This is a genomic window from Myxococcus sp. CA051A, assembly GCF_013336705.1.
GTDB lineage: Bacteria > Myxococcota > Myxococcia > Myxococcales > Myxococcaceae > Myxococcus > Myxococcus llanfairpwllgwyngyllgogerychwyrndrobwllllantysiliogogogochensis.
In genome coordinates, this window is record NZ_JABUMS010000004.1 from 258,396 (window position 1) to 278,319 (window position 19,924).

At 70.0% G+C, this 19,924-nt stretch carries 13 protein-coding genes; 8 read left to right on the forward strand and 5 right to left on the reverse strand.

The window, feature by feature from the left end; all coding sequences use genetic code 11:
• Positions 1-168: 168 nt before the first annotated feature.
• Entirely contained in the window at positions 169-1,242 is a 1,074-nt protein-coding gene (gene clpX / locus HUA74_RS14635; RefSeq protein WP_174455019.1) for an ATP-dependent Clp protease ATP-binding subunit ClpX, read from the forward strand.
• On the opposite strand, the gene HUA74_RS14640 is transcribed toward clpX, so the two are convergent.
• From HUA74_RS14640 to dnaK, 3 genes are all read right to left on the reverse strand, one after another.
• Positions 1,232-1,999: a CvpA family protein gene (locus tag HUA74_RS14640; RefSeq protein ID WP_174455020.1), complete on the reverse strand. Its 768-nt coding sequence runs from the start codon at positions 1,997-1,999 to the stop codon at positions 1,232-1,234. The genes clpX and HUA74_RS14640 overlap by 11 nt on opposite strands.
• Positions 2,000-2,026: 27 nt before the next feature.
• Positions 2,027-2,791: a J domain-containing protein gene (locus tag HUA74_RS46800; protein ID WP_141642942.1), complete on the reverse strand. Its 765-nt coding sequence runs from the start codon at positions 2,789-2,791 to the stop codon at positions 2,027-2,029.
• 1,845 nt (positions 2,792-4,636) lie between these two features.
• Positions 4,637-6,244, reverse strand: coding sequence for a molecular chaperone DnaK (dnaK, locus tag HUA74_RS14650; RefSeq protein WP_141642920.1), 1,608 nt, complete (start codon positions 6,242-6,244; stop codon positions 4,637-4,639).
• Positions 6,245-6,442: 198 nt separating this feature from the next.
• On the opposite strand from dnaK, the gene HUA74_RS14655 reads away from it, so the two are divergent.
• The 7 genes from HUA74_RS14655 (at position 6,443) to HUA74_RS14685 (ending at position 10,902) form a co-directional block, all read left to right on the forward strand.
• Positions 6,443-7,279, forward strand: a complete 837-nt coding sequence (locus HUA74_RS14655; protein ID WP_174455021.1) for a class II glutamine amidotransferase — start codon at positions 6,443-6,445, stop codon at positions 7,277-7,279.
• A gap of 359 nt (positions 7,280-7,638) precedes the next feature.
• Complete coding sequence (locus HUA74_RS14660; RefSeq protein ID WP_371746148.1) at positions 7,639-8,019, forward strand: ATP-binding protein; 381 nt, start codon at positions 7,639-7,641, stop codon at positions 8,017-8,019.
• A 47-nt stretch (positions 8,020-8,066) separates the two neighbouring features.
• On the forward strand, positions 8,067-8,711 hold the full coding sequence (locus HUA74_RS14665) for an ATP-binding protein (protein WP_141642944.1): 645 nt from the start codon (positions 8,067-8,069) through the stop codon (positions 8,709-8,711).
• Entirely contained in the window at positions 8,702-9,277 is a 576-nt protein-coding gene (locus HUA74_RS14670; RefSeq protein ID WP_371745574.1) for a SpoIIE family protein phosphatase, read from the forward strand. Before HUA74_RS14665 ends, HUA74_RS14670 begins: the two co-directional genes overlap by 10 nt.
• Positions 9,274-9,762, forward strand: coding sequence for an STAS domain-containing protein (locus HUA74_RS14675; protein ID WP_174455022.1), 489 nt, complete (start codon positions 9,274-9,276; stop codon positions 9,760-9,762). Before HUA74_RS14670 ends, HUA74_RS14675 begins: the two co-directional genes overlap by 4 nt.
• A gap of 10 nt (positions 9,763-9,772) precedes the next feature.
• On the forward strand, positions 9,773-10,453 hold the full coding sequence (locus HUA74_RS14680; protein ID WP_141642923.1) for an STAS domain-containing protein: 681 nt from the start codon (positions 9,773-9,775) through the stop codon (positions 10,451-10,453).
• Between the two features lie 29 nt (positions 10,454-10,482).
• Complete coding sequence (locus HUA74_RS14685) at positions 10,483-10,902, forward strand: STAS/SEC14 domain-containing protein (RefSeq protein WP_174455023.1); 420 nt, start codon at positions 10,483-10,485, stop codon at positions 10,900-10,902.
• 46 nt (positions 10,903-10,948) lie between these two features.
• Here the strand turns inward: HUA74_RS14685 and HUA74_RS14690 are convergent, their stop codons facing one another.
• Together HUA74_RS14690 and HUA74_RS14695 are read right to left on the reverse strand one after the other, a co-directional pair.
• The gene (locus HUA74_RS14690) at positions 10,949-18,409 is read right to left on the reverse strand and encodes an Ig-like domain-containing protein (RefSeq protein ID WP_174455024.1); all 7,461 of its coding nucleotides are present in this window, start codon (positions 18,407-18,409) and stop codon (positions 10,949-10,951) included.
• A complete protein-coding gene (locus tag HUA74_RS14695) occupies positions 18,406-19,779 on the reverse strand; it encodes an OmpA family protein (RefSeq protein WP_174455025.1) in 1,374 nt (457 codons plus the stop codon). Before HUA74_RS14695 ends, HUA74_RS14690 begins: the two co-directional genes overlap by 4 nt.
• Between the last annotated feature and the right edge of the window lie 145 nt (positions 19,780-19,924).

A 19,924-nucleotide genomic window follows, 5' to 3' on the forward strand; every position in this document is an offset into this window, starting at 1 on the left:
GCGGGAACTATAGGAAAGCCCCCCCGCATACAACAGCCGGCTGAAGGGAGAGCAAGCTGGCGGGCAGGCGACCACCCCGGGCCCCTGTCCTGGCGGGCGGACCTTCCATCTGATTCCTACCCTTTGGACGGAGTGTCGGGAGGACGCGTGGATAGAAGGGAAGGGTACATGGAGTCGTCCGCACGCAGGGAAGAAGCGCCGCTGACCCCTCGAGAAATCTACGAGCGACTGGACCGCTACGTCATCGGCCAGGACGCCGCCAAGCGGGCGGTGGCCATCGCCGCCCACAATCACCTCAAGCGCGTGCAGGCCCGGAGGCTGCGTCGGCAGTCGCTCATCAAGAAATCCAACATCCTGCTCATTGGCCCCACTGGCAGCGGCAAGACGCACATCGCCCGCAACCTGGCGGACATCCTCCAGGTGCCCTTCACCACCGTGGACGCCACCGAGTACACGGAGGCGGGCTACTACGGCAAAGACGTGGAGGTGATGATCTCCGACCTGCTCCTCAAGGCGAACCACTCCGTCGAGGACACGCAGCGGGGAATCATCTTCGTGGACGAGGTGGACAAGATTGCCCGCCGCTCCCAGGGCGCCCGCAACGGTGCGGGCAGCCGGGACATCGGTGGAGAGGGCGTCCAGCAGGCCCTGCTGAAGCTCCTGGAGGGCCGTGAGGTGTACGTGCCGCTCAACGTCACCCAGGCCTGGAACAAGAGCGACTTCGTCCAGGTGGACACGCGCGACATCCTCTTCATCTGCGCGGGCACCTTCAGTGACTTGCACGACGCCGGCGACGAGGCGTCCAGCAGGCCCCTGGGCTTCGGCGCGGACGACGCCTCCAAGCGGCTCCGCAAGCGCATCAGCACCAAGCAACTGGTGGAGTTCGGGATGCTGGCGGAATTCCTCGGCCGCCTGCCCGTGGTGGTGCAGTTGGATTTGCTGGGCGAGGCGGACCTCATCCGTGTGCTCACGGAGCCGCCGGACTCCATCGTCCGGGAGTTCCGTGAGCTGTTGGCCATGGACGAGCTGGAGCTGGAGTTCGACGACGCGGCGCTGCGCGAGGTGGTGCACTACTCGGTGTCGCGCGGGCTGGGGGCTCGTGGGCTGCGCTCCATCCTGGAGCACGTGATGGCGGACATCATGTTCGAGGCGCCCGAGCGTCGTCGTCGGCAGTTGAAGGTGGACGCGGATTACGTGCGTCCCCGGCTGGTGGGGCTGGACGCCGTGCAGCTCAACGTATGACGTCCCCGGCATGCTCCGAGGCCCGGGCCGCCGCTCCCAGTCGGGCGGCGATGTCCGGGTCCTGGATGAGCTGGAGGACCAGGTCGTTGCGCAGGAGCGCGGCCGTGTCGCCCCGGACGAGCGCCTGCTTCACCTTGTCGTCCTGGAGGAGCCGCTGGAAGCGCGGGTCCTTGCGCAGGGCCTTGAAGGCGGGGTCGTTCTTCAGTGTCGCCGCGCGCTCCGGGTCCCCCGCGGCCTTGGCCACCTGGACCATGTCGTCCATGGGGGCGAACTGGGTCATCTCGAAGAGGTTGTAGCGGCGCGCGGCGTGGGCGGCCAGGGAGTCCTTGGGCGACACGCCGATGCGCTTGCCGGCGACGATGACGTGCTGCTCGAAGAAGGTCATCGCGCTCAGGGCCATCCAGGCGAAGGCCGCCGTCTTCCCCGCGCCCAGCACGAAGCCGAGGAACCGGTCGATGCCCCGGTTCTCGTTCTGCTTGCCCGTGGCGAGGAAGCGCTGGAGCAGGGTGCCCAGCGCGTAGCGCACGGTGAGCCACACGCCGACGAAGAGCAGCACCGTGCCCAGCAGGAGGCCCAGCAGCAGCGGGCCGTCGAGTGCCTCCGCCAGCCGGGGTGCGACGAAGGGGCCCAGCCGGCGCGAGGCGAAGAACCCCAGCGCCAGGCCCACCCAGTTGGCCACCTGGCGTGAGGCGCCGGTGAGGGCGCCGATGAGCCCGAAGAAGAGCACCATGCCCAGGATGATGAGGTCGATGACCATGGGGCTTTGCCGCGCCTCCGGACGACGTCAGCGAATCTTGAACGAGTCGCCCTTGGCCTTGGCTTCTTCAGACAGGCGCTTCTGCGCCTCGGCCAGGCTCTCCTTGTAGCGGGGATTGGAGGGCTCGTAGGTGAGGGCCATCTTCAAGTTGCGCTCGGCGGCGGACCAGTTGCCGGCGTCGATGTCCTTCTGGGACTGCTGGTAGAACTGGCGCCCCTTGGGGTGGGTGCCAATCTGTTCTTCCTGCTCCTTCTTCGCGGCGGCCTTCGTCTCGGATTCGGACGCCTCGGTGAAGCGCAGCTTCTGCGCGCGCTCGGCGCCCGTCACATCGACGAGGTACTTCTTGCGCTTCGTGTCGTCGCGCAGGACGTAATAGGCCTCGGTGACGCGCTTGTAGAGCTCGTGCACCTGCTCCTTGAGCTGCTTGTCGTCGATGTGGAAGAAGCGGTCCGGATGGTAGGTGCGGCTCTCCCGGTAGAACGCCTTCTTGATGTCGGCGGGAGTGGCCGTGCGCTCCAGCAGGAGCACCTCGAAGTAGTCGAGCTGGTCCAGCTTCGCGCAGCGCGACTGGAGGTCCGCGAGCTGGTGCTCATCCAGGCCCGGGCCCTTGGCCGCGCTCGGCGGTGGAGGCGGCGCCATGGGCGCGATGGAAGGGACCGCCGGCGCGATGGGCGGCACCATGGGGCTGATGGCCGGAACGCGGGGCGCCGTCATCGGCGGGATGCCCGGGACGGTGGCCGCGGCGGGAGGTCGGGGCGGCAGGTCCGAGGGCGCCAGTGCCGGCAGCGACATCGTGGGCCGTGCGCCCGGACGTGCCTGCGGAGCTGGGGTCGGCGGCGGAGGCGGGACGACCTGTCCGACGGCGAGCGTCGGAGGTGGACGGGGCGTGAGCGCGGGACCCCGTGGCGCGGCGCCTTGCGGCGGTACGGCCGGGGCGATGCTCGGAACGGTGGTGTGGGGCGGTCCCGCCAGGGGAGTGGTCGCCGGACGGACGGAGGGGGCCGCCGGGGCGATGCTCGGCACCGCGGGCGCGATGGACGGGACTCCGGGAGGAATGCTCGGCACCGCACCATGGGGCGCGGCGCCAGCGACGGGAGGTGGCGGCGGCACGATGGCCCGAGGCGCGACGGGCGGAGGCGTCAGGGGCGAGGTGCCGGCGGATGTCACGCGAGGCGGGGTGCCCGCGACAGGCGGAGGAGGCGGCACGGTGCCGACCGGAGCCGCGCGAGGTTGCGTGCTGGCGACAGGAGGCGGCGTCAGCGGCGCGAGACCGGCGGGAGTCCCGCGCGGCGCCGGGCCCGACCCTGGAGGAGGCGGCGGTACCGTGCCCATGGGCGCCGTGCGAGGCGCAGCGCCAGCGACGGGAGGAGGCGTCAGCGGCGCGATGCCCGCGGGAGTCGGACGCGGGGCGGAAGGGACTGTGCCCATGGGCGTGGCGCCCGCGATGGGAGGAGGCGTCAGCGGCGCGAGGCCCGCGGGAGTCGGACGCGGGGCGGGTCCCGAAGCGGAGGGGACTGCGCCCCCGGGTGCCCCGCCCGCGACAGGCGGGGGAGTCAACGGCGCGATCCCGGAAGGTGCGCCTTGGGGCGAGGGCGGTGGTCCTGCTCGCGCGGCGGGCGCTGTGGGCCTCGCTGTCGCTTGAGCCTGCGGCGTACCCGTTGCGGGACTCGCGGGTGCACCGCCGGCGGCGGGCATGGCAGCAGCCACCGTGGGCCTCGCACCTGTTGCCGGAGTCGCGGGCGCACCAACGGCGGGAATGCCTGCGGCGATCGATGGCCTCGCACCCGTTGCTGGACTCGTGGGTGCACCGACGGCGGGAATGCCTGCGGCGATCGATGGCCTCGCACCCGTTGCTGGAGTCGCGGGCGCACCGACGGCGGGAACGCCTGCGGAGACCGTGGGCCTTCCACCCGTTGCTGGACTCGCGGGTGCACCGACAGCGGGAATGGCGCCCGCTACCGAGGGCCTCGCACCTGTCGCCGGAGTCGTGGGCGCACCGACAGCGGGCACCGCGGAGACAGTGGGCCTCGCACCTGTCGCCGGAGTCGCGGGCGCACCGACAGCGGGCACCGCGGAGACAGTGGGCCTCGCACCTGTCGCCGGAGTCGTGGGCGCACCGACAGCGGGCACCGTGGAGACGGTGGGCCTCGCACCCGTTGCCGGAGTCGCGGGCGCACCGACGGCGGGAGTCCCTGCGGAGACAGTGGGCCTCGCACCCGTCGCCGGAGTCGCGGGCGCACCGACGGCGGGCATGGCGGCCACCGTGGGCCTCGCGCCCGTGGGCGTGGAGGTGGGGCTTCCCACCGAGGGCAGCCCCGTGGCGCTCGTGCGCTGCGGCGTGGGCGCGGTGATGGCGGGCACGGACACGGTGGGCCGCTGCGATGGAGGCACGGCCGGCGCCGCGACGCCCGGAGGTCTTGCTGTTGGCACTCCAGCGGGCGCGGCTTCCGTTCCGGGAGGACGCGGCGGGGCGGCGGCGGGAGGCCTGGCCACCGGCGCCGGAGTGGGCGGCACGGGGCCCGGGGTGGCCGCCGTCATCCGCGGAATGGCGGGGCGCGCGGGAGCCGCCGGTGTCCCGGGCGGGCTTCCCGGCGGCCTGCCGGAGCTGGGATCGGAAGGCTCGGACATCGCGCTCGTCTACTGGGCCACGGCGGGCAGGTCGTTGTTGTTGTGTCCGGCGAGGCGGGTGCTCCGGTTCGCCTGGATGGACTTCTGGATGTCGTCCTCCGACATGCCAGACGACAGGGTGATGGTCGTCGACGTCTTCTGTCCCGTCTCCGTGTCACACGCGGACACGTTCACCAGGCCGTCCGTGTTGATCTCGAACGTGACTTCGATCTTCACCTCGCCGCGATAGCCGATGCGGAAGCCCGCGAACTCGAACTCACCGAGCATCTCGCACTCGTCGGCCCGGTTGGACTCGCCCTGATACACGCGAATCTTCACCTTCTCCTGCCCGTCACGGCTGGTGGTGAACGCCTTCGAGCGGTCAATGGGCACCGGCGTGTTCTTGTCGATGATCTTCTCGGTGTACCCCCCCACCGTGCCGATGCGCAGCGTCAGCGGCGTGACGTCCACCAGGAACGTCTCCGTCTTGCTGTCCAGCAGCGCATGCGACTGGAGCGCCGCGCCCATCGCCACGACCTGGTCGGGGTTGATGCCCTCCAGCGGAGCCTTCTGGAAGTAGTGCTTCACGGAGTTGCGGATGATGGGCAGCCGCGTGGGCCCGCCGACGAGGATGACCGCGTCGATGTCCGCCGCCGTCAGCCGCGCGCTCTGCAGCGCCTCGTCGCAGACCTTGAACGTGCGCTGCACCAGGTCCATCACCATCCGGTTGAACTGGTCCTGGTTCAACGTGTGGCGCAGGTCCATCACGTTGCCCTGCGCGTCCTGGCAGATGCCCGCGCAGAGGATGTCCGCGGAGCCCGTCTGCCCCACGTCGATCTTCGCCTTCTCCGCGGCCTCCTTCAGCATCTGCAGACAGAACTTGTTCTGCCGCAAATCCAACCGCGTCTTGCCCAGGAAGTCGTCCGCCAGCCACGTCATGATGCGGTCGTCGAAGTCGTCGCCGCCCAGGTACGTGTCGCCCGCCGTCGCGAGCACCTCGAAGACGTCCTTGCCGATCTCCAGGATGGACACGTCGAACGTGCCGCCGCCCAGGTCGTAGACGACGACGCGCTGGTTGACGTCCCGGCCAAAGCCGTACGCGAGCGCCGCCGCCGTGGGCTCGTTGAGGATGCGCAGCACCTCCAGCCCGGCGATGCGGCCCGCGTCCTTGGTGGCCTGGCGCTGGTTGTCGTTGAAGTACGCCGGAACGGTGACGACCGCCTTGGTCACCTCACGTCCCAGGTACGTCTCCGCGACGGCCTTCATCTCCTTGAGCACCAGCGCGGAGATTTCAGGCAGCGAGTACGCACGCTCCCTCACCCCGATGCGCACCGAGTTGTTCTCGCCCTCGACGATGCGGTACGGCATCACCGCCTGCGCCTTCTTCACCTCGTCGGAGAAGTAGTAGCGACCGATGAGCCGCTTGGCCGAGTACACCGTCGTCTCGGGGCTGGTGATGATGTTCTTCTTGGCCGCGTTGCCCACCAGCACCGAGCCATCCTCGAGGAAGGACACGCAGGAGGCATGCGTCGTCTCTCCCCACTCGTTGGGGATGACGATGGGCTGGCCATCCTGGACCACCGACACGCACGAGTACGACGTGCCAAGGTCGATGCCGATTGCGATGTCGTCCGACATTCCATCTCCGGTGAAGGGTCTAGCCCGAGGCCGTCGGTGAAGCGCCCGGAGGTTAGGAGCCTCCGGAAGAGGTGTCAATGTTCGATCAATGTAAAGCCCAGCCATTTCAAGCACTTAGCGAAGTGGCAAGGGGGCGTGCCCGCTGGCTTGAGGGGGGGAGGGGACGTCATTATCTATGGAGCAAAGGAGTTCTCCCTCATGTCCGTCGTCCTCGCAGCCCTCACGTCAGACCCGAACCTGCTCAGGTGCGAGCTCCACCGGCTCGCCGAGCAGGTGCTCGTCCAGACGGAGCCTCGCGCAAACGCGGTGGGGGTGGGAGCGTACGCCCAGGACGAGGTCCTCCTGCGCCGTTTCTCCAGCGCGGAAGGGGAGCCCTCGCTCGTGGGGCTCGCCCCACCGGGTGAGTCGGAAGCCCTCTTGTTCCACGCCAGCCGCATTCCGGTGGGCCAGTCGCTGGAGGAGAACACCCAGCCGTTCCGCTCGCGCCGCTGGCTGTTCGCCCACCAGGGCAGTGTCAGCGGCTTCGACGAACTGCGCGCGGCCCTGTTGGATTCGCTGCCAGAGCACCTGCAGCGTCAGGTGCACGGCGGAACGGACAGCGAAGTCCTGTTCGCCCTCTTCCTGCGTCACCTGCGTGACGTGGGGCGCACCGACGACCCCCGGCTGGAGGCGCACGTCGCCGGTCGCATGCTGGCGGACACCGCGCGCGAGGTCATCAAGCGCTCCGTGGACGCGGGCATCCCTCGCGCGTCCACGCTCAACCTGGTGGCCACCAATGGATACCTCCTCGTGGCCTGCCGCTTCGGCGAGGAGCCGCTGTTCTATTCGCGACTCGAAGGCGGCGCGGAGTGCGTGCCCTGCGGAGTGACGGCCAGCTCTTCAGAGTCGCAGCCCGCGGTGGGCGCCCACCGGCGTCGCCGCACCGTCGTCCTGGCCAGCCACCTGAAGCGCCCGGGGAGTTGGGTGGAGCTGCCTCGTGGAACCACCCTCGCCGTGGGGTTGGACCTTCAGGTGCAGTTGCTCAACGGCGGCTGAGCCCGGAAGGCGCTCTCCTGGTCGAACGCCCACGCACTTCGCGTGGGTCGTTCCCGCCCCGTGGCTCTCGGAGACGCTGGAGCTGAAGTGACGGATTCCCGGAGCATCCCGGCGCAAGCGGGTGAAGCACGGGAGTAAAACGAAAAAACCCAGGAATCTAGACGCCTCTTCCGGGAAACCGAAGCGGATTCCATGGGTGGAATGTGAACCGCTTTACAGGCCCCGCAGATTTGTTGCCTCATACTGGCGTAATTCCAAGGGTTTTACTCCGGGAATGAGTTTTGCCGCTGCCACTGCCTTCCTCTGCTTCGCTTGAGTCCCGGCTGTCCGTCGTTGTTCGCCATCCCGTGGATGCGGTGGTGGCGGCCTCGATGGGCCGGCGCTTCGCCCGGGACGCGGGATTGTCGGCGGCCTCCAGCGCGGAGGTCGCGGTGGTGGTGAGCGAGCTGGCCACCAACCTGGTGCGTCACACGCGGGCGGGCGGGACGGTGGAGGTGTGGTGTGAGGACGGCTGGCTCTGCATCCGCTCGCTGGACCGGGGCCCGGGCATGGCGGAGCCGGAGCGGCTCTTCGTCGGCCGCGAGGGACGCCCAGGGCCTTTGCCAGGAGAGAGCCTGGGTGAAGGCGGCGCCGCCGTGCGACGGCTGACGGACGAGGTCCGCGTGTCCAACCGCGAGGGCGGTGGCCTGGAAGTGTTCGCGCGCAAGCGCATGAGACTGGAAGCAAGGAGACCGTGGTGAGTCGGGGCGTGACGAGTACACAGCTGCTGGGCGTCTTGCAGCACTTCATGACGGAGACCGCCGCGCGGCTGGTGCTTCGAGGAACGCTGGAGCCGCTGCGATTGTCGGCGGACACGCTGGGCGCGGCGGAGCTGCCGCGGGTCATCGAGGCGCTGGAGCCCGCCACGCGCCACTTCGTGGACCCGGCCCGACGTCCGGACCTGGCCGCGCGGTTGCGGGCCCTGACCGCGACGGCCACCGTCCCCTCGGGGTTGAGCGCCGCGCGCGAGCCGACGCCGGCCCCCGCGATGACGACGATGGACGCGCGGCCCACCACGTACCTGGTGCGGACGGAGGCGGACGCAAGCCATGCGCGGCTCGCGGCGCGCGCGCTGTGCGAGTCGATGGGGGGACGCGGCTACGAGTGCCAGAAGGTCGCGACGGCGGTGAGCGAGCTGGCGCGCAATCAGATCTCCTACGCGGGCGGCGGCACCATCCAGCTCATCCCCGTGCAGACGCCGCGCAAGCTGTTGCGCGTGCGCGCGGAGGACCAGGGGCGGGGCATTCCGGAGCTGGAGCGCGTGCTGTCGGGCACCTACCGGAGCAAGACGGGCATGGGCCTGGGCATCCTGGGCGTCAAGCGGCTGGCGGACCGGTTCGAGGTGAAGACGGGCGCCACCGGAACGCAGGTGGAGTTCGAGGTGTGGCTGTGAGGTTGTCCATCGCCCACCGGACCCGTCCGAAGGTGGGCGAGGTGGAGAACGGCGACGGCGTGGTGGTGCGCGTCGACGGGCCGCACACGCTGCTGGCGGTGGTGGACTCGCTGGGCCACGGGCCCGCGGCGGCACAGGCGACGGCGGAGGCCGTGCGCTGCCTCGGCCAGGCGCCGCTGGGCCCGTCCGTGGAGCCGCTGATGGAGGCGCTGCACGCGGCGCTGCGCCATGGCCGGGGCGCGGCCATCATGCTCGCCGTGTTCGACGGGCACACGCTGCACTGTGGCGGTGTGGGCAACGTGGAGCTGCGCACCGTGGGCACGCGCGTGCCGGTGCTTCCCACGCCGGGCATCCTCGGCCAGTCCTTCCGCACGCTGCGCACCGTCTCCACCGTGCTGTCGCCCGGAGACCGTCTGGCGGTCTTCACCGACGGCTTGAGCTTTCGCCTGGACCTGGAGCTGGTCCGTACGCAGTCCCCCGATGCGGCCTGCGCGTTCCTGATGGAGCGCTTCGGCCGTGTCACCGATGACGCCACCGTGCTGGTGGCGGATGTGGAGCCGTCGTGAGCCACCCGGACAGTCCCCTCCCTTCGCGCGACCTGTCGCGCATCCCCATCATCCCCCTGTGGGGACAGCTCATCGTCCCCCTCCAGGGCGACATCACCGACGCGCAGGCGGCGCAGCTCTGCTCGGACGTGCTGCGCGACATCCAGCGCACCAGCGCGAAGGGGATGGTGGTGGACATCTCCGGCCTGTGGCTCGTGGACAGCCACCTGTGCGCGGTGCTGGCGCGGCTGGCCGCCTCGGCCCGGCTGATGGGCACGCGCACCGTGCTGTGCGGCATGGGCGCCGACGTGGCGCTCACCCTCCAGAGCATGGGCATCCAGCTCGACGGCGTGGAGACGGCGCTGGGGCTGGAGGAAGGCTTGTCGCTGCTCGGCGTCCGGGCGGTGGGCGCGCGCACGGCCGAATCGGAGCGCGAGGAGGCCCAGCGCCTCGCGGACGAGATGCTCGGAATCATCGCTCCCCCCGTGGCCAGGAACGTCGTCTGAGGGAGACTCCATGAGCACCGCCCTGCCCACACCCCTGACCGTCGACCCCGAGCGCGTGGGGCGCATCATCGACGTCCTGTCCCTCATCTCCGTGGGGGAGTTCTCGCCCGAGCGCACCACCATCTCCATCCGTGAGCAGGACGAGCTCGCCGCGTTGGAGGAGACGCTCAACGTCTTCGTGCGCGAGCTGGCCACCACCCGCCGCGAGCACGAGGAGGCCCTGACGCGCCTGGCGGCGAGTCACCGCGAACTGGAGGAGAAGCTCTCCACCATCGACCGGCAGCGCGACGCCATCCGCGACCTGTCCACGCCCATCATCGAGCTGTGGGAGGACATCCTCACGCTGCCCATCGTCGGCGTGGTGGACACGCAGCGCTCCGTGGAGATGACGGAGCGGCTCCTGCAGCGGGTGGTCCAGGGAAAGGCCCGCTGCGTCATCATCGACATCACCGGCGTGGAGGTGGTGGACACGATGACGGCCAACCACTTCATCAAGATGGTGAACGCGGCGCGCCTGCTGGGCGCCTACTGCGTGGTGACGGGCATCAGCCCGCTGATTGCCCAGACGCTGGTCCAGATTGGCGTGGACCTGCGGGAAGTGAAGACGCTCGGCAGCCTGAAGGAAGGCCTGCGCGATTGCTTCCAGCACCTGGCCGGGCGTGGCGGCAACACCTCCACCTCCCGGCGCTGACCCCTTCGATTTCCGAGAGGAGACACGGCATGGTCCGCATGTGGACGTTCGGTGACAACAAGGTGTGGCTCGAGTCGCCCGACATCATCCGACTGGTCAACGTCGGGGTGTTCGACCTCAAGCTCCTCCACGAGCTGAACCAGGTGGCGCTGGAGCTGAGTGCGACGCATCCCCGGCTCTATCTGATCTCCGATGTGCGTCGCGGGACGAGCATCTCCGCGGACGCGCGCAAGACGCTGAGCGAGAACCCGGAGGCGATGCCCTTCGTGGGCACCGTCCTCTTCGGCGCGAGCTTCGCCTTGCGGACCATGGCCAACATGATGGGGCGGGCCTCGGCCCTGCTCGGGCGGACGCAGGGCGCTCCGTTCGGCATGGTGGAAACGGAAGAGGAAGCCCGGGGCTGGGTGGCCGCCCAGCGCGCGCTGCAGGGCGCTGCCCGAGCCTCCTGAAAGGGCTGTCCGGAGGAGGCGCGAGAACCTCCGGACGCCGACCCGCTCACCGCCGCCGGCGCAGCCCGAGCAGGCCCACCCAAGCCAGCCAGACGAGGCCGAGCGGGAGGGCGCCCGCGGTGCTGGAGCAGCCCACGCCGCCTCCCTCCACCAGGCTGGGACGGATGACGTTCCACTGGTGATGGGCGGGAGTTATCTGCACGTTCCCCGCGATGTCCGTCGCCAATACATCCAGCGAGTGGATGCCCTCCGACAGCGAGCGGACGGTGAGGGGATTCTCACAGGGCGACAGCTCCACGCCGTCCAGCGTGCACTTGAAGCCGGAGACGGGCTCGGAGGTGTTCAGGGTGAAGGTGACCTCCGAGAGCGTGCTGGTGCCCGTGGGGCCCCCGCTCAGCGTGGTCGTCGGCGGCAGGCTGTCCACCGTGAAGGTGCGAGGCGTGGACTTGTCGCCAATGTTGCCCGCCATATCCGTGGCGAAGACCCGCAGGTCCTGCAGTCCGGTGACGATGGCCAGCGTCACCGCCACCGTCCACTCGCCGCGCTCGTTGGCCAGTGTCGTCCCCACCGTCAGTCCGTTGAGGGTGGCGGTGAGCGTCGTCCCCGGCTCCGAAGTGCCGGTGATGGTGTAGTTGTCCGGCCTGACGATGGCGTCGACCGCCGGGGTCAGGACGACGGGGGGGGCGGGCTTTGAGGTGTCCACGGTGAAGGCGTGGGTCGTGGAATCGGGGCCGGTCCGCTTGAAGGCGTCCGTGCAGTACGCATTGACCAGATGGAGCCCATCCGACAGGGCCGCCGAGGGCGTGAACTTCCACTCGCCCGTGCTGGCGATGACCGGATGCTGGTCCTGGGGCAGGCCATCCAGGCGCACCGTGAGGACGCATTGCTGCGGGGCCGTGCCGACGATGAGCGGCGTCGGCGAGTTCACGAGCGCGGCATTCGTGGGGGTCCGCAGCTCGGGCTTGCCCGGGGGCTCCAGGTCGAGCGTGAAGGCGCGTGTGATGCGAGGCCCCTCGTTGCCGGCGAGGTCCATCGCCTGCACCAGCATGTCGTGCCGCCCGTTGGCGAGGCCCTGGGGAGGCACATAGAACCAGTTCCCCGCGCCATCCACGGTGACACCCGGGAGGGTGGTGCCATCCAGGGTGATGAAGATGGTGCTGTCCGCCTCCGCCGTCCCTTCGATTCGAGGGGTGGGAGTGGTGAGTGTCGCGTTCTGGGCGGGCACGGAGACCACCGTGGTGGGAGGCGTCGTATCCACGCGGAAGGACCTCGAGGAGGACGGGTCTCCCGTGTTCCCGGCGAGGTCGGTGGCTTGGACCTGAACGTCGTGTCTCGCCTGGCTCAGCCCCGCCACGGGGGCGAACGTCCAGGCACCGGTGCTCGACGCCGTCACGGCGCCCGCCAATGCGCCGTCGATGAAGATGCTCACCTTGGCGCCCGCCTCGGTGGTTCCGATGAAGTCGGGGCGCGCCTTGCCCACCACGGCATCGGCGGCCGGGCTGGTGAGGATGGGAATCGCCGGGCGGGAGGCATCCACGGTGATCTGGATGGCCACGGAGGGGGCGCTCTCGTTCTTCGCGACGTCGGTGGCGGTGGCCGTCACGGTGTGGGGGCCATCACCCAGCGTGGTGCTCACAGGCACGGCCCACTGTCCGTTGATGTTCGTCACCGCCGTGACGAACACGGCCTCGTTGATGAGGAGCTTCACGGTACTCAGTGGCTCGGCGGTGCCCTCGAAGGCCGTTCCGTTCGCGTTGACCAGGGTGCCCGTCGTGGGTTTCAGGATGGTGGGGGCGCTGGGGTCCGTCACGTCCACGGTGAAGCGGACCTCCGCGGGCGCACTGGTGTTGTTCGCGGGATCCGTGGCGGTGGCTGTCACCAGGTGGGTGCCATGCGGATATTCCACCAGGGTGGGCAGTGACCAGTTCCCGCCGCCATTCACCACGGCGGTGCCGACGAGGTCCCCATCCACGAGGACTCTCACGCTGCTGCGGGGCTCGGCGGTGCCGGAGAAGCCCGTTCCGTCCTCGCCCACCACGATGTCCACGGTCGGCGTCAGGATGACGGGCGCGGCGGGGGGCGTCAGGTCCACGGTGAAGGTGGACGTCGCGGTGGTGCTCGTGTTGTTCAAGGCGTCGGTGGCGATGGCCGTCACCGTATGCGAGCCCGCGCCGAAGCCCGTGCGAATCGCTATCGACCAGGTGCCCTCGGCGGTGGTCTGCGGGGACGCGATGAGGCCGCCGTCGACGCTGACCCGGACGGTGCTCAGTCGCTCGGCCGTGCCCGAGAAGGCCGTGCCCGCGGCGCCCACCACGGTGTCGGGATTGGGGGTCTGAATCACGGGAGCCGCGGGGGCGGTGAGGTCCACGGTGAAGGTGGACGTCGCGGTGGCGCTCGTGTTGTTCGACGCGTCGGTGGCGGTGGCGGTCACCGTATGTGCCCCGTCCGTGAAGCCGCCCTGCGTGGGCAGGGACCAGGCGCCGGAGGTATTGGCCTGGGCGGTGCCGACGGGCGCGCCATCCACGCTGACCTTCACCGTGCTGTCCGCCTCGGCGGTACCGGAGAAGCCCGTTCCCGCGGGGCCCACCACCGTGGTGGAGTTCGGCGTCTGGATCACCGGCGCGGTGGGCGCCTCGATGTCCACGGAGAAGTGGCGCTCCGCGACGACGCTCGTGTTGCCCTGCACGTCGGTGGTGGTGGCCGTTACCGTGTGAGGGCCGTGCGTGAAGGTCGTGCTGACGGGCAGGGACCAGGCCCCCAGGCCGTTGGCCTGGACGGTGCCATGCGCGGCGCCATCGACGCTGACCTTGACCGTGCTGTTCGCCTCGGCGGTGCCGGAGATCCCCGTGCCAACGGGGCCCACCACCGCGCCTTCGGTGGGAACCTGGATGACAGGCGCGGAGGGGGCGATGATGTCGACAACGATGCCATGGCTGGCGGTGGCGCTGATGTTGTTCGCGGCATCGGTGGCGGTGGCCGTCACGGTGTGGGCGCCGTTCGTGAATCCCGTCCGGACGGGCAGGGACCAGGTGCCGGTGCCGGAGGCCTGGATTCCGCCGACGGACTGGCCATCCACGTAGACATTCACCATGCTCAGGTTCTCCGCGGTGCCGGAGAACGAAGTGCCGGCCGGGCCGATGACCGCGCCCTCCGCCGGCGTCTGAATCACGGGCGCGGCGGGAGCGGCGATGTCCACGGTGAAGGTGCTCTCCGCGGTGCTGCTCGTGTTGCCGAGCGCGTCGGTGGCGATGGCCGTCACGGTGTGCGTTCCATGGGTGAAGCCAGCCTGGGGCGCGAGCAGCCAGTTCCCACTGGGGCCGGCCTGGGTGGTGCCGACGGGCGCGCCATCCACGCGGACCGTGACGGTGCTCACGTTCTCCGCGGTGCCGGAGAAGCCCGTTCCCGCCGTGCCCACCACGGTGAGGGGGTTGGGGGTCTGAATCACGGGCGCGGCGGGCGGCGTCACGTCCACGACGAAGCTGATGGCCGTGGGGAGACTGGTGTTGTTCGCCGCGTCCGTGGCGGTGGCGGACACCGTGCGGGTGCCGTTGGCGAAGCCCGTGCTGACAGGAAGGGACCATGCCCCGCCGGGGCCGCTCGCCTGGGCGTTGCCGATGGGCACTCCGTCGACGCTGACGCTCACGGTGCTGTTCGCCTCGGCGGTGCCTGAGAAGCCCGTGCCCGCGGGGCCCACCACTGTGTCGGGATTCGGCGTCAGGATGACAGGCGCGGAGGGCGCCGCGGTGTCCACGGTGAAGGTGCGGGTCGCGGCGGGGCCCACGTTGTTGCCAGCATCGGTGGCGGTGACCGTCACGGTGTAGGAGCCGTGCGTGAAGCCCGTCTGCGTGGGCACCGACCAGGCGCCCGTGCCAGTGGCCTGCGGGGTGCCGACGACGGTGGTACCCACGCGGACCGTCACGATGCTGTTGGCCTCGGCGGTGCCGGAGAAGCCCGTTCCAGCGGTGCCCACCACGGCGCCCGAGGCGGGCGTCTGAATCACGGGGACGGCGGGCGGCGTCTTGTCCACGGCGAAGGTGCGCTGCGCGGTGGGGCTCGTGTTGCCAGCGGCGTCTTTGGCCGTGACGGTCATCGTGTGCGAGCCTTCGGCGAGCGAGGTGTTGTTGGGCAGGGACCAGGCGCCGGTGGTTGCGTGCGCCGTGGTGGTGCCAATGAGAAGGCCGTCCACGAGGACTGTCACGGTGCTCGAGTTCTCGGCGGTTCCGGAGAAGGTCGTGCCGGCGCTGCCCACCACGGTGCCCGCGACGGGTGTCTGAATCAGGGGGACAACGGGCCCCGCCGCGTCCACGGCGAAGGCGTTCTCCGCGGTGGGGCTGATGTTGCCGACGCCGTCGGTGGCGGTGGCCGTCACGGTGTGCGGCCCTTCATCCAGGGAGCTGCTCGCGGGGACCGTCCAGGCACCCGTGGTGGCGTGCGCCGTGGTGGTGCCGACGAAGGCTCCGTCCACGTGGACCGTCACGATGCTGTTTGCCTCGGCGGTGCCGGAGAAGTCCGTTCCAGCGGCGCCCACCACGGCGCCCGAAGCGGGCGTCTGAATCACGGGGACGGCGGGGGGCGTCTTGTCCACGGTGAAAGTGCGCTGCGCTGCGGGGCTCGTATTGCCAGCGGCGTCTTCGGCCGTGACAGTCATCGTGCGGGAGCCCTCGGCGAGCGAGGTGTTGGTCGGCAGGGACCAGACACCGGTGGTGGCGTGCGCCGTGGCGGTGCCGATGAGGAGGCCGTCCACGAGGACCGTCACGATGCTGTTTGCCTCGGCGGTGCCGGAGAAGTCCGTTCCAGTGGCACCCACCACGGTGCTCGCGGCGGGCGTCTGAATCACGGGGACGGCGGGGGGCGTCTTGTCCACGGTGAAGGTGCGCTGCGCGGCGGGGCTCGTGTTGCCAGCGGCGTCTTCGGCCGTGACGGTCATCGTGCGGGAGCCCTCGGCGAGTGAGGTGTTGTTGGGCAGCGACCATGCGCCAGTGGTGGTGTGCGCCGTCGCGGTGCCGATGAGAAGGCCGTCCACGAGGACCGTCACGGTGCTCGAGTTCTCGGCGGTGCCGGAGAAGCCCGTGCCAGCGGTGCCCACGGCGGCGCCCGAAGCGGGTGTCTGAATCACGGGGGCGTCAGGCGCCGCCGCGTCCACGGTGAAGGCGTTCTCCGCGGTGGAGCTGATGTTGCCGGCGGCGTCGGTGGCGGTGGCCGTCACGGTGTGCGGCCCTGCTCCCTGGGAGCTGCTCGCGGGCACCGTCCAGGCACCGGTGGTGGCGTGCGCCGTGGCGGTGCCGACGAAATTGCCATCCAGATGGACCGTGACGGTGCTCGAGTTCTCGGCGGTGCCCGAGAAGTTCGTTCCAGTGGCGCCCACCACGGCGCCCGAAGCGGGCGTCTGAATCACGGGGACGGCGGGCGGCGTCTTGTCCACGGTGAAGGTGCGCTGCGCGGTGGGGCTCGTATTGCCAGCGGCGTCTTTGGCCGTGACGGTCATCGTGCGGGAGCCCTCGGCGAGCGAGGTGTTGTTGGGCAGCGACCATGCGCCAGTGGTGGTGTGCGCCGTCGCGGTGCCGATGAGGAGGCCGTCCACGAGGACTGTCACGGTGCTCGAGTTCTCGGCGGTGCCCGAGAAGTCTGTTCCGGCGCTGCCCACCCGTGCGGCGTTGATCGGCGTCTGAATCACCGGTGCGACGGGGGGCGTCTTGTCCACGGAGAAGGTGCGCTGCGCTGCGGGGCTCGTATTGCCAGTGGCGTCTTTGGCCGTGACGGTCATCGTGCGGGAGCCTTCGGCGAGCGAGGTGTTGTTGGGCAGCGACCATGCGCCAGTGGTGGTGTGCGCCGTCGCGGTGCCGATGAGGAGGCCGTCCACGAGGACCGTCACCGTGCTCGAGTTCTCCGCGGTGCCAGAGAAGCCTGTCCCGGCGCTGCCCACCCGTGCGGCGTCGATCGGCGTCTCAATCACCGGTGCGAGGGGCGGCGTCGTGTCCACGGTGAAGTGGCGCTCGGCGACGGGGCTCGTGTTGTCGTCGGCGTCGGTAGCGGTCGCGGTCAGCGTGCGCGCCCCCTCGGTGAGCGGGGTGCTCGGCAGGAAGGACCACTCGCCGGCGGGGCTCGCATCGATGGTGGCGTAGGGGACGCCATCCAGCAGGAGGTCCACCCGGCTATCGGGTTCGGCGGTGCCCGAGAAGTCGGTGCCGCCGGTGCCCACCAATTCCCCTTCGGTCGGCGTCAGAATCACGGGCGCGAGCGGGGGCGCGAAGGCTTCCACGGTGAAATAGACGGGGTCGCTCGACAGGCTGCTCAGCCCTTCGAACTCGGCGTGCGCGGTGAGCGAGTAGACGCCGTCATCGAGGTCCGTTGGCACACGGACCGAGAAGTCTCCAGCGTCGCCCACCGGCGTGGCGGGAAACTCCCACTCCGGCGTGGCGGGGCGCTCGATGTTGCCCATGCGCAGGAAGACGGTGGCGCCGGGATCTCCCGTGCCCGTGACGACCGGCGTCGGAGCGGTCAGCGCCTGGCCGTCGCCGGGGGTGGTGATGACCGGCGTCCTCGGAATGATGAGCGCGTGCTCCACCAGCGTGACATCACCCGGTTCACCCACGCTCGTCCCCACATCGCCGGAGACGCTCTCTCCGCCCGTCACGCGGACGGGACAGCCTGTCAGGCTGCCTGCCTGGAGCAGCACTTTGCCGCCCGCTCCAGGGCCAAATCCCTCCTGGGCGCCGAAGGACTCCGCGGGAACCCCGGGCCCACCCTGGGCCATCAGCGCTTCGCACTCGGCGCTCTCCACCAGCCGCGCGGAGATGCTTCCTCCCTCGCCACCGCCCTCGGTGCCCAGGTCCCACGGCAACGCCTGGCCATTGGCTTCGATGCGGCCCGCGCCCGTGAGCTTGCGCGCCCGGAAGAAGACGACGCCGCCATCACCCAGGGGCTGCTGACGCAACAGCGCGCCGCTCGCGGTGATTATGCCGCCGTTGTGCAGCGTGCCGGAGGCCAGGAAGGCCACCACGCCACCAGAGGTGCCATTCCAGCTCCGGGCCTTCAGCTCCCCGGTCGGATGGATGGTGACGCTCGTGTACTCAGGCACGCGGATGACCTGCGTGGACAGGGGCACGAAGTCATTCAGCACGGGACGGGTCAGCGTCAGCACGGCTCCCCGCACCCGCGCCACTCGCGCCAGCTCCCAGACTCCCCCCGGGCTCTGCTCCCGGGGGCCAAAGGTGAACGTGGCCACGGACGAGGACCGCACGGGGCCGACGCCCAGCGTCTGCAACACCATCACCAGGTCACCGGCGACGAAGCCCTCGGGGGCGTCGACCTGAAGCTCGTGGTCCCCCTTGCTCAAGGGCGACGTCACCGCGGCATAGCTGTTGATGACCCGGCTCTCATGCGCCTGGACGGTCAGCGTCTCATCACGCCCCGCGCCGAGCCCGAAGACATCCGCCTCCGCGAACGCGGGAAGCGCGACCAGCGCCAGGGCGCAGGTCAAAAGGTGCATCCATCCCGATGATTTCATGGCGAGGCTTCCTGAGTGGTCGGCAGCATGAGGAGGAGCTCAACCCGGCGGTTTCGCTCCCGGCCCTCGGGGGTGCTGTTGCTTTGAGCGGGATGCTCCGGGCCGTAGCTCCGGAGCCGCAGCTTGTTGGGGGACACCCCGTGTTCCACGAGGTAGCGCCACACGGCCTCGGCGCGGCTTCGGCCCAGGCGTGGATTGAACGTCTCCGCGGTCGAGTCATCCGTATGCCCGTCGACCGTCATCATCTTCACCGCGGGATTCGTGAGCAGCATCTCCACGGCGCGGTCCAGGTCCGCGGACTCGGCGGGCAGCTCCGTGCTGCCACTGCGGAAGTACACCTTGCCCTCGAGCACGAAGCGGTCCCTCGACACGTTCGCGATGGGCGACATCTCCCCGGGATTCGGAATCATTGAACCCTGGCTGCTCTGGAACTCGCTCGCGCGCCTCGTCGGGATGGGCAGGGGCACGGACTCGTGGACGATGCTCGTGTCCGAGTCCGGTCGCGAGTCCTCCCCCAGCATGTACGAGAAGGAGACGCCCGCGAGCAGCCGGAAGAGAGGGATGCCCGGCTCCGCGCCGAAGCCCAGGCCGCCGAGCGCGAACAGCTCCACGCCGTCCCGAGGTGCATAGCGCCCGCCTCCCAACAGCTCCACCGCGCCGCGTGCCTGCTTCCAGGAGAGGCCCGCGTTGAGCGCCAGCTCCGCCCGCAACGGCGAGCCCACCGTCATCAACCCCGCGCCAATCCGGAGCTCACTTCCCAGCTCACGTGACTCCAGCGTGGGGACCTGGATGACCGCGGTGGGGCGCACCAGCATGCCCAGCTCGAAGGACGGAGCGAAGCGGGTGCCCAGCCTTCCTCCCACCATCACCTTCGCGAGGAGGCTCGTCTCCGCTTCGCGCGCCAGCGCTCCCTGCGTTCCCATGGGGAGGAAGACCCCCACCTCCGCGGCCAGGTCCACGGAGTCGTCCTCCTCCGTGCGCAAGAGCCCCACGCGGGCCCCCACGCGCGGCGCGCCGACGCCATGGCGCGTGGGGGCGATGACCCCTTGCGACGTCAGGTCATCTCCCTCTCGCTGGGTCAGCACGGGCAGCCGGACGTCCAACTGGAGCCGGGAGCTCAGGCCCCAGCCCATGACGAACACCGCCGTCGAGCGACTGCGCAACAGGGGCATGTTCTCCCCCTTGGCGTTCAAGGTCAGCGGCTCGTGTTGATAGTGACCGAGCACCATCACCCGCAGCTCGCCGTCGCGCAGCACGGTGCCGCCGCCCGTCGCCAGGGGGCCAGGGCCTGGATTCACCTCCAGGCGCTCCAGGGCGAATGCTGGAAGGGACGCTGGCTCCTGGGCGCGAGCCACCTGCGCCAGCAGCAAGGCCGCCAGAGTCCATCTTCGCTGCCACCTGGCGCGCCAACCGCTCATCCGCATCCCATGGCACGTGACAGACAAGGGGTTCATGCGGGAGACAGCCCGCGGACACATGCCGGGTTGAGGCCGAGAGCAAGGCACGTACCAAGGC

Excerpts from the sequence above, each read along its gene's own strand:
- clpX (WP_174455019.1), top strand. The coding sequence starts at position 169 with ATGGAGTCGTCCGCACGCAGGGAAGAAGCGCCGCTGACCCCTCGAGAA.
- HUA74_RS14640 (WP_174455020.1), bottom strand. The coding sequence starts at position 1,999 with ATGGTCATCGACCTCATCATCCTGGGCATGGTGCTCTTCTTCGGGCTC.
- HUA74_RS46800 (WP_141642942.1), bottom strand. The coding sequence starts at position 2,791 with ATGTCGCTGCCGGCACTGGCGCCCTCGGACCTGCCGCCCCGACCTCCC.
- dnaK (WP_141642920.1), bottom strand. The coding sequence starts at position 6,244 with ATGTCGGACGACATCGCAATCGGCATCGACCTTGGCACGTCGTACTCG.
- HUA74_RS14655 (WP_174455021.1), top strand. The coding sequence starts at position 6,443 with ATGTCCGTCGTCCTCGCAGCCCTCACGTCAGACCCGAACCTGCTCAGG.
- HUA74_RS14665 (WP_141642944.1), top strand. The coding sequence starts at position 8,067 with ATGACGGAGACCGCCGCGCGGCTGGTGCTTCGAGGAACGCTGGAGCCG.
- HUA74_RS14680 (WP_141642923.1), top strand. The coding sequence starts at position 9,773 with ATGAGCACCGCCCTGCCCACACCCCTGACCGTCGACCCCGAGCGCGTG.
- HUA74_RS14685 (WP_174455023.1), top strand. The coding sequence starts at position 10,483 with ATGGTCCGCATGTGGACGTTCGGTGACAACAAGGTGTGGCTCGAGTCG.
- HUA74_RS14690 (WP_174455024.1), bottom strand. The coding sequence starts at position 18,409 with ATGAAATCATCGGGATGGATGCACCTTTTGACCTGCGCCCTGGCGCTG.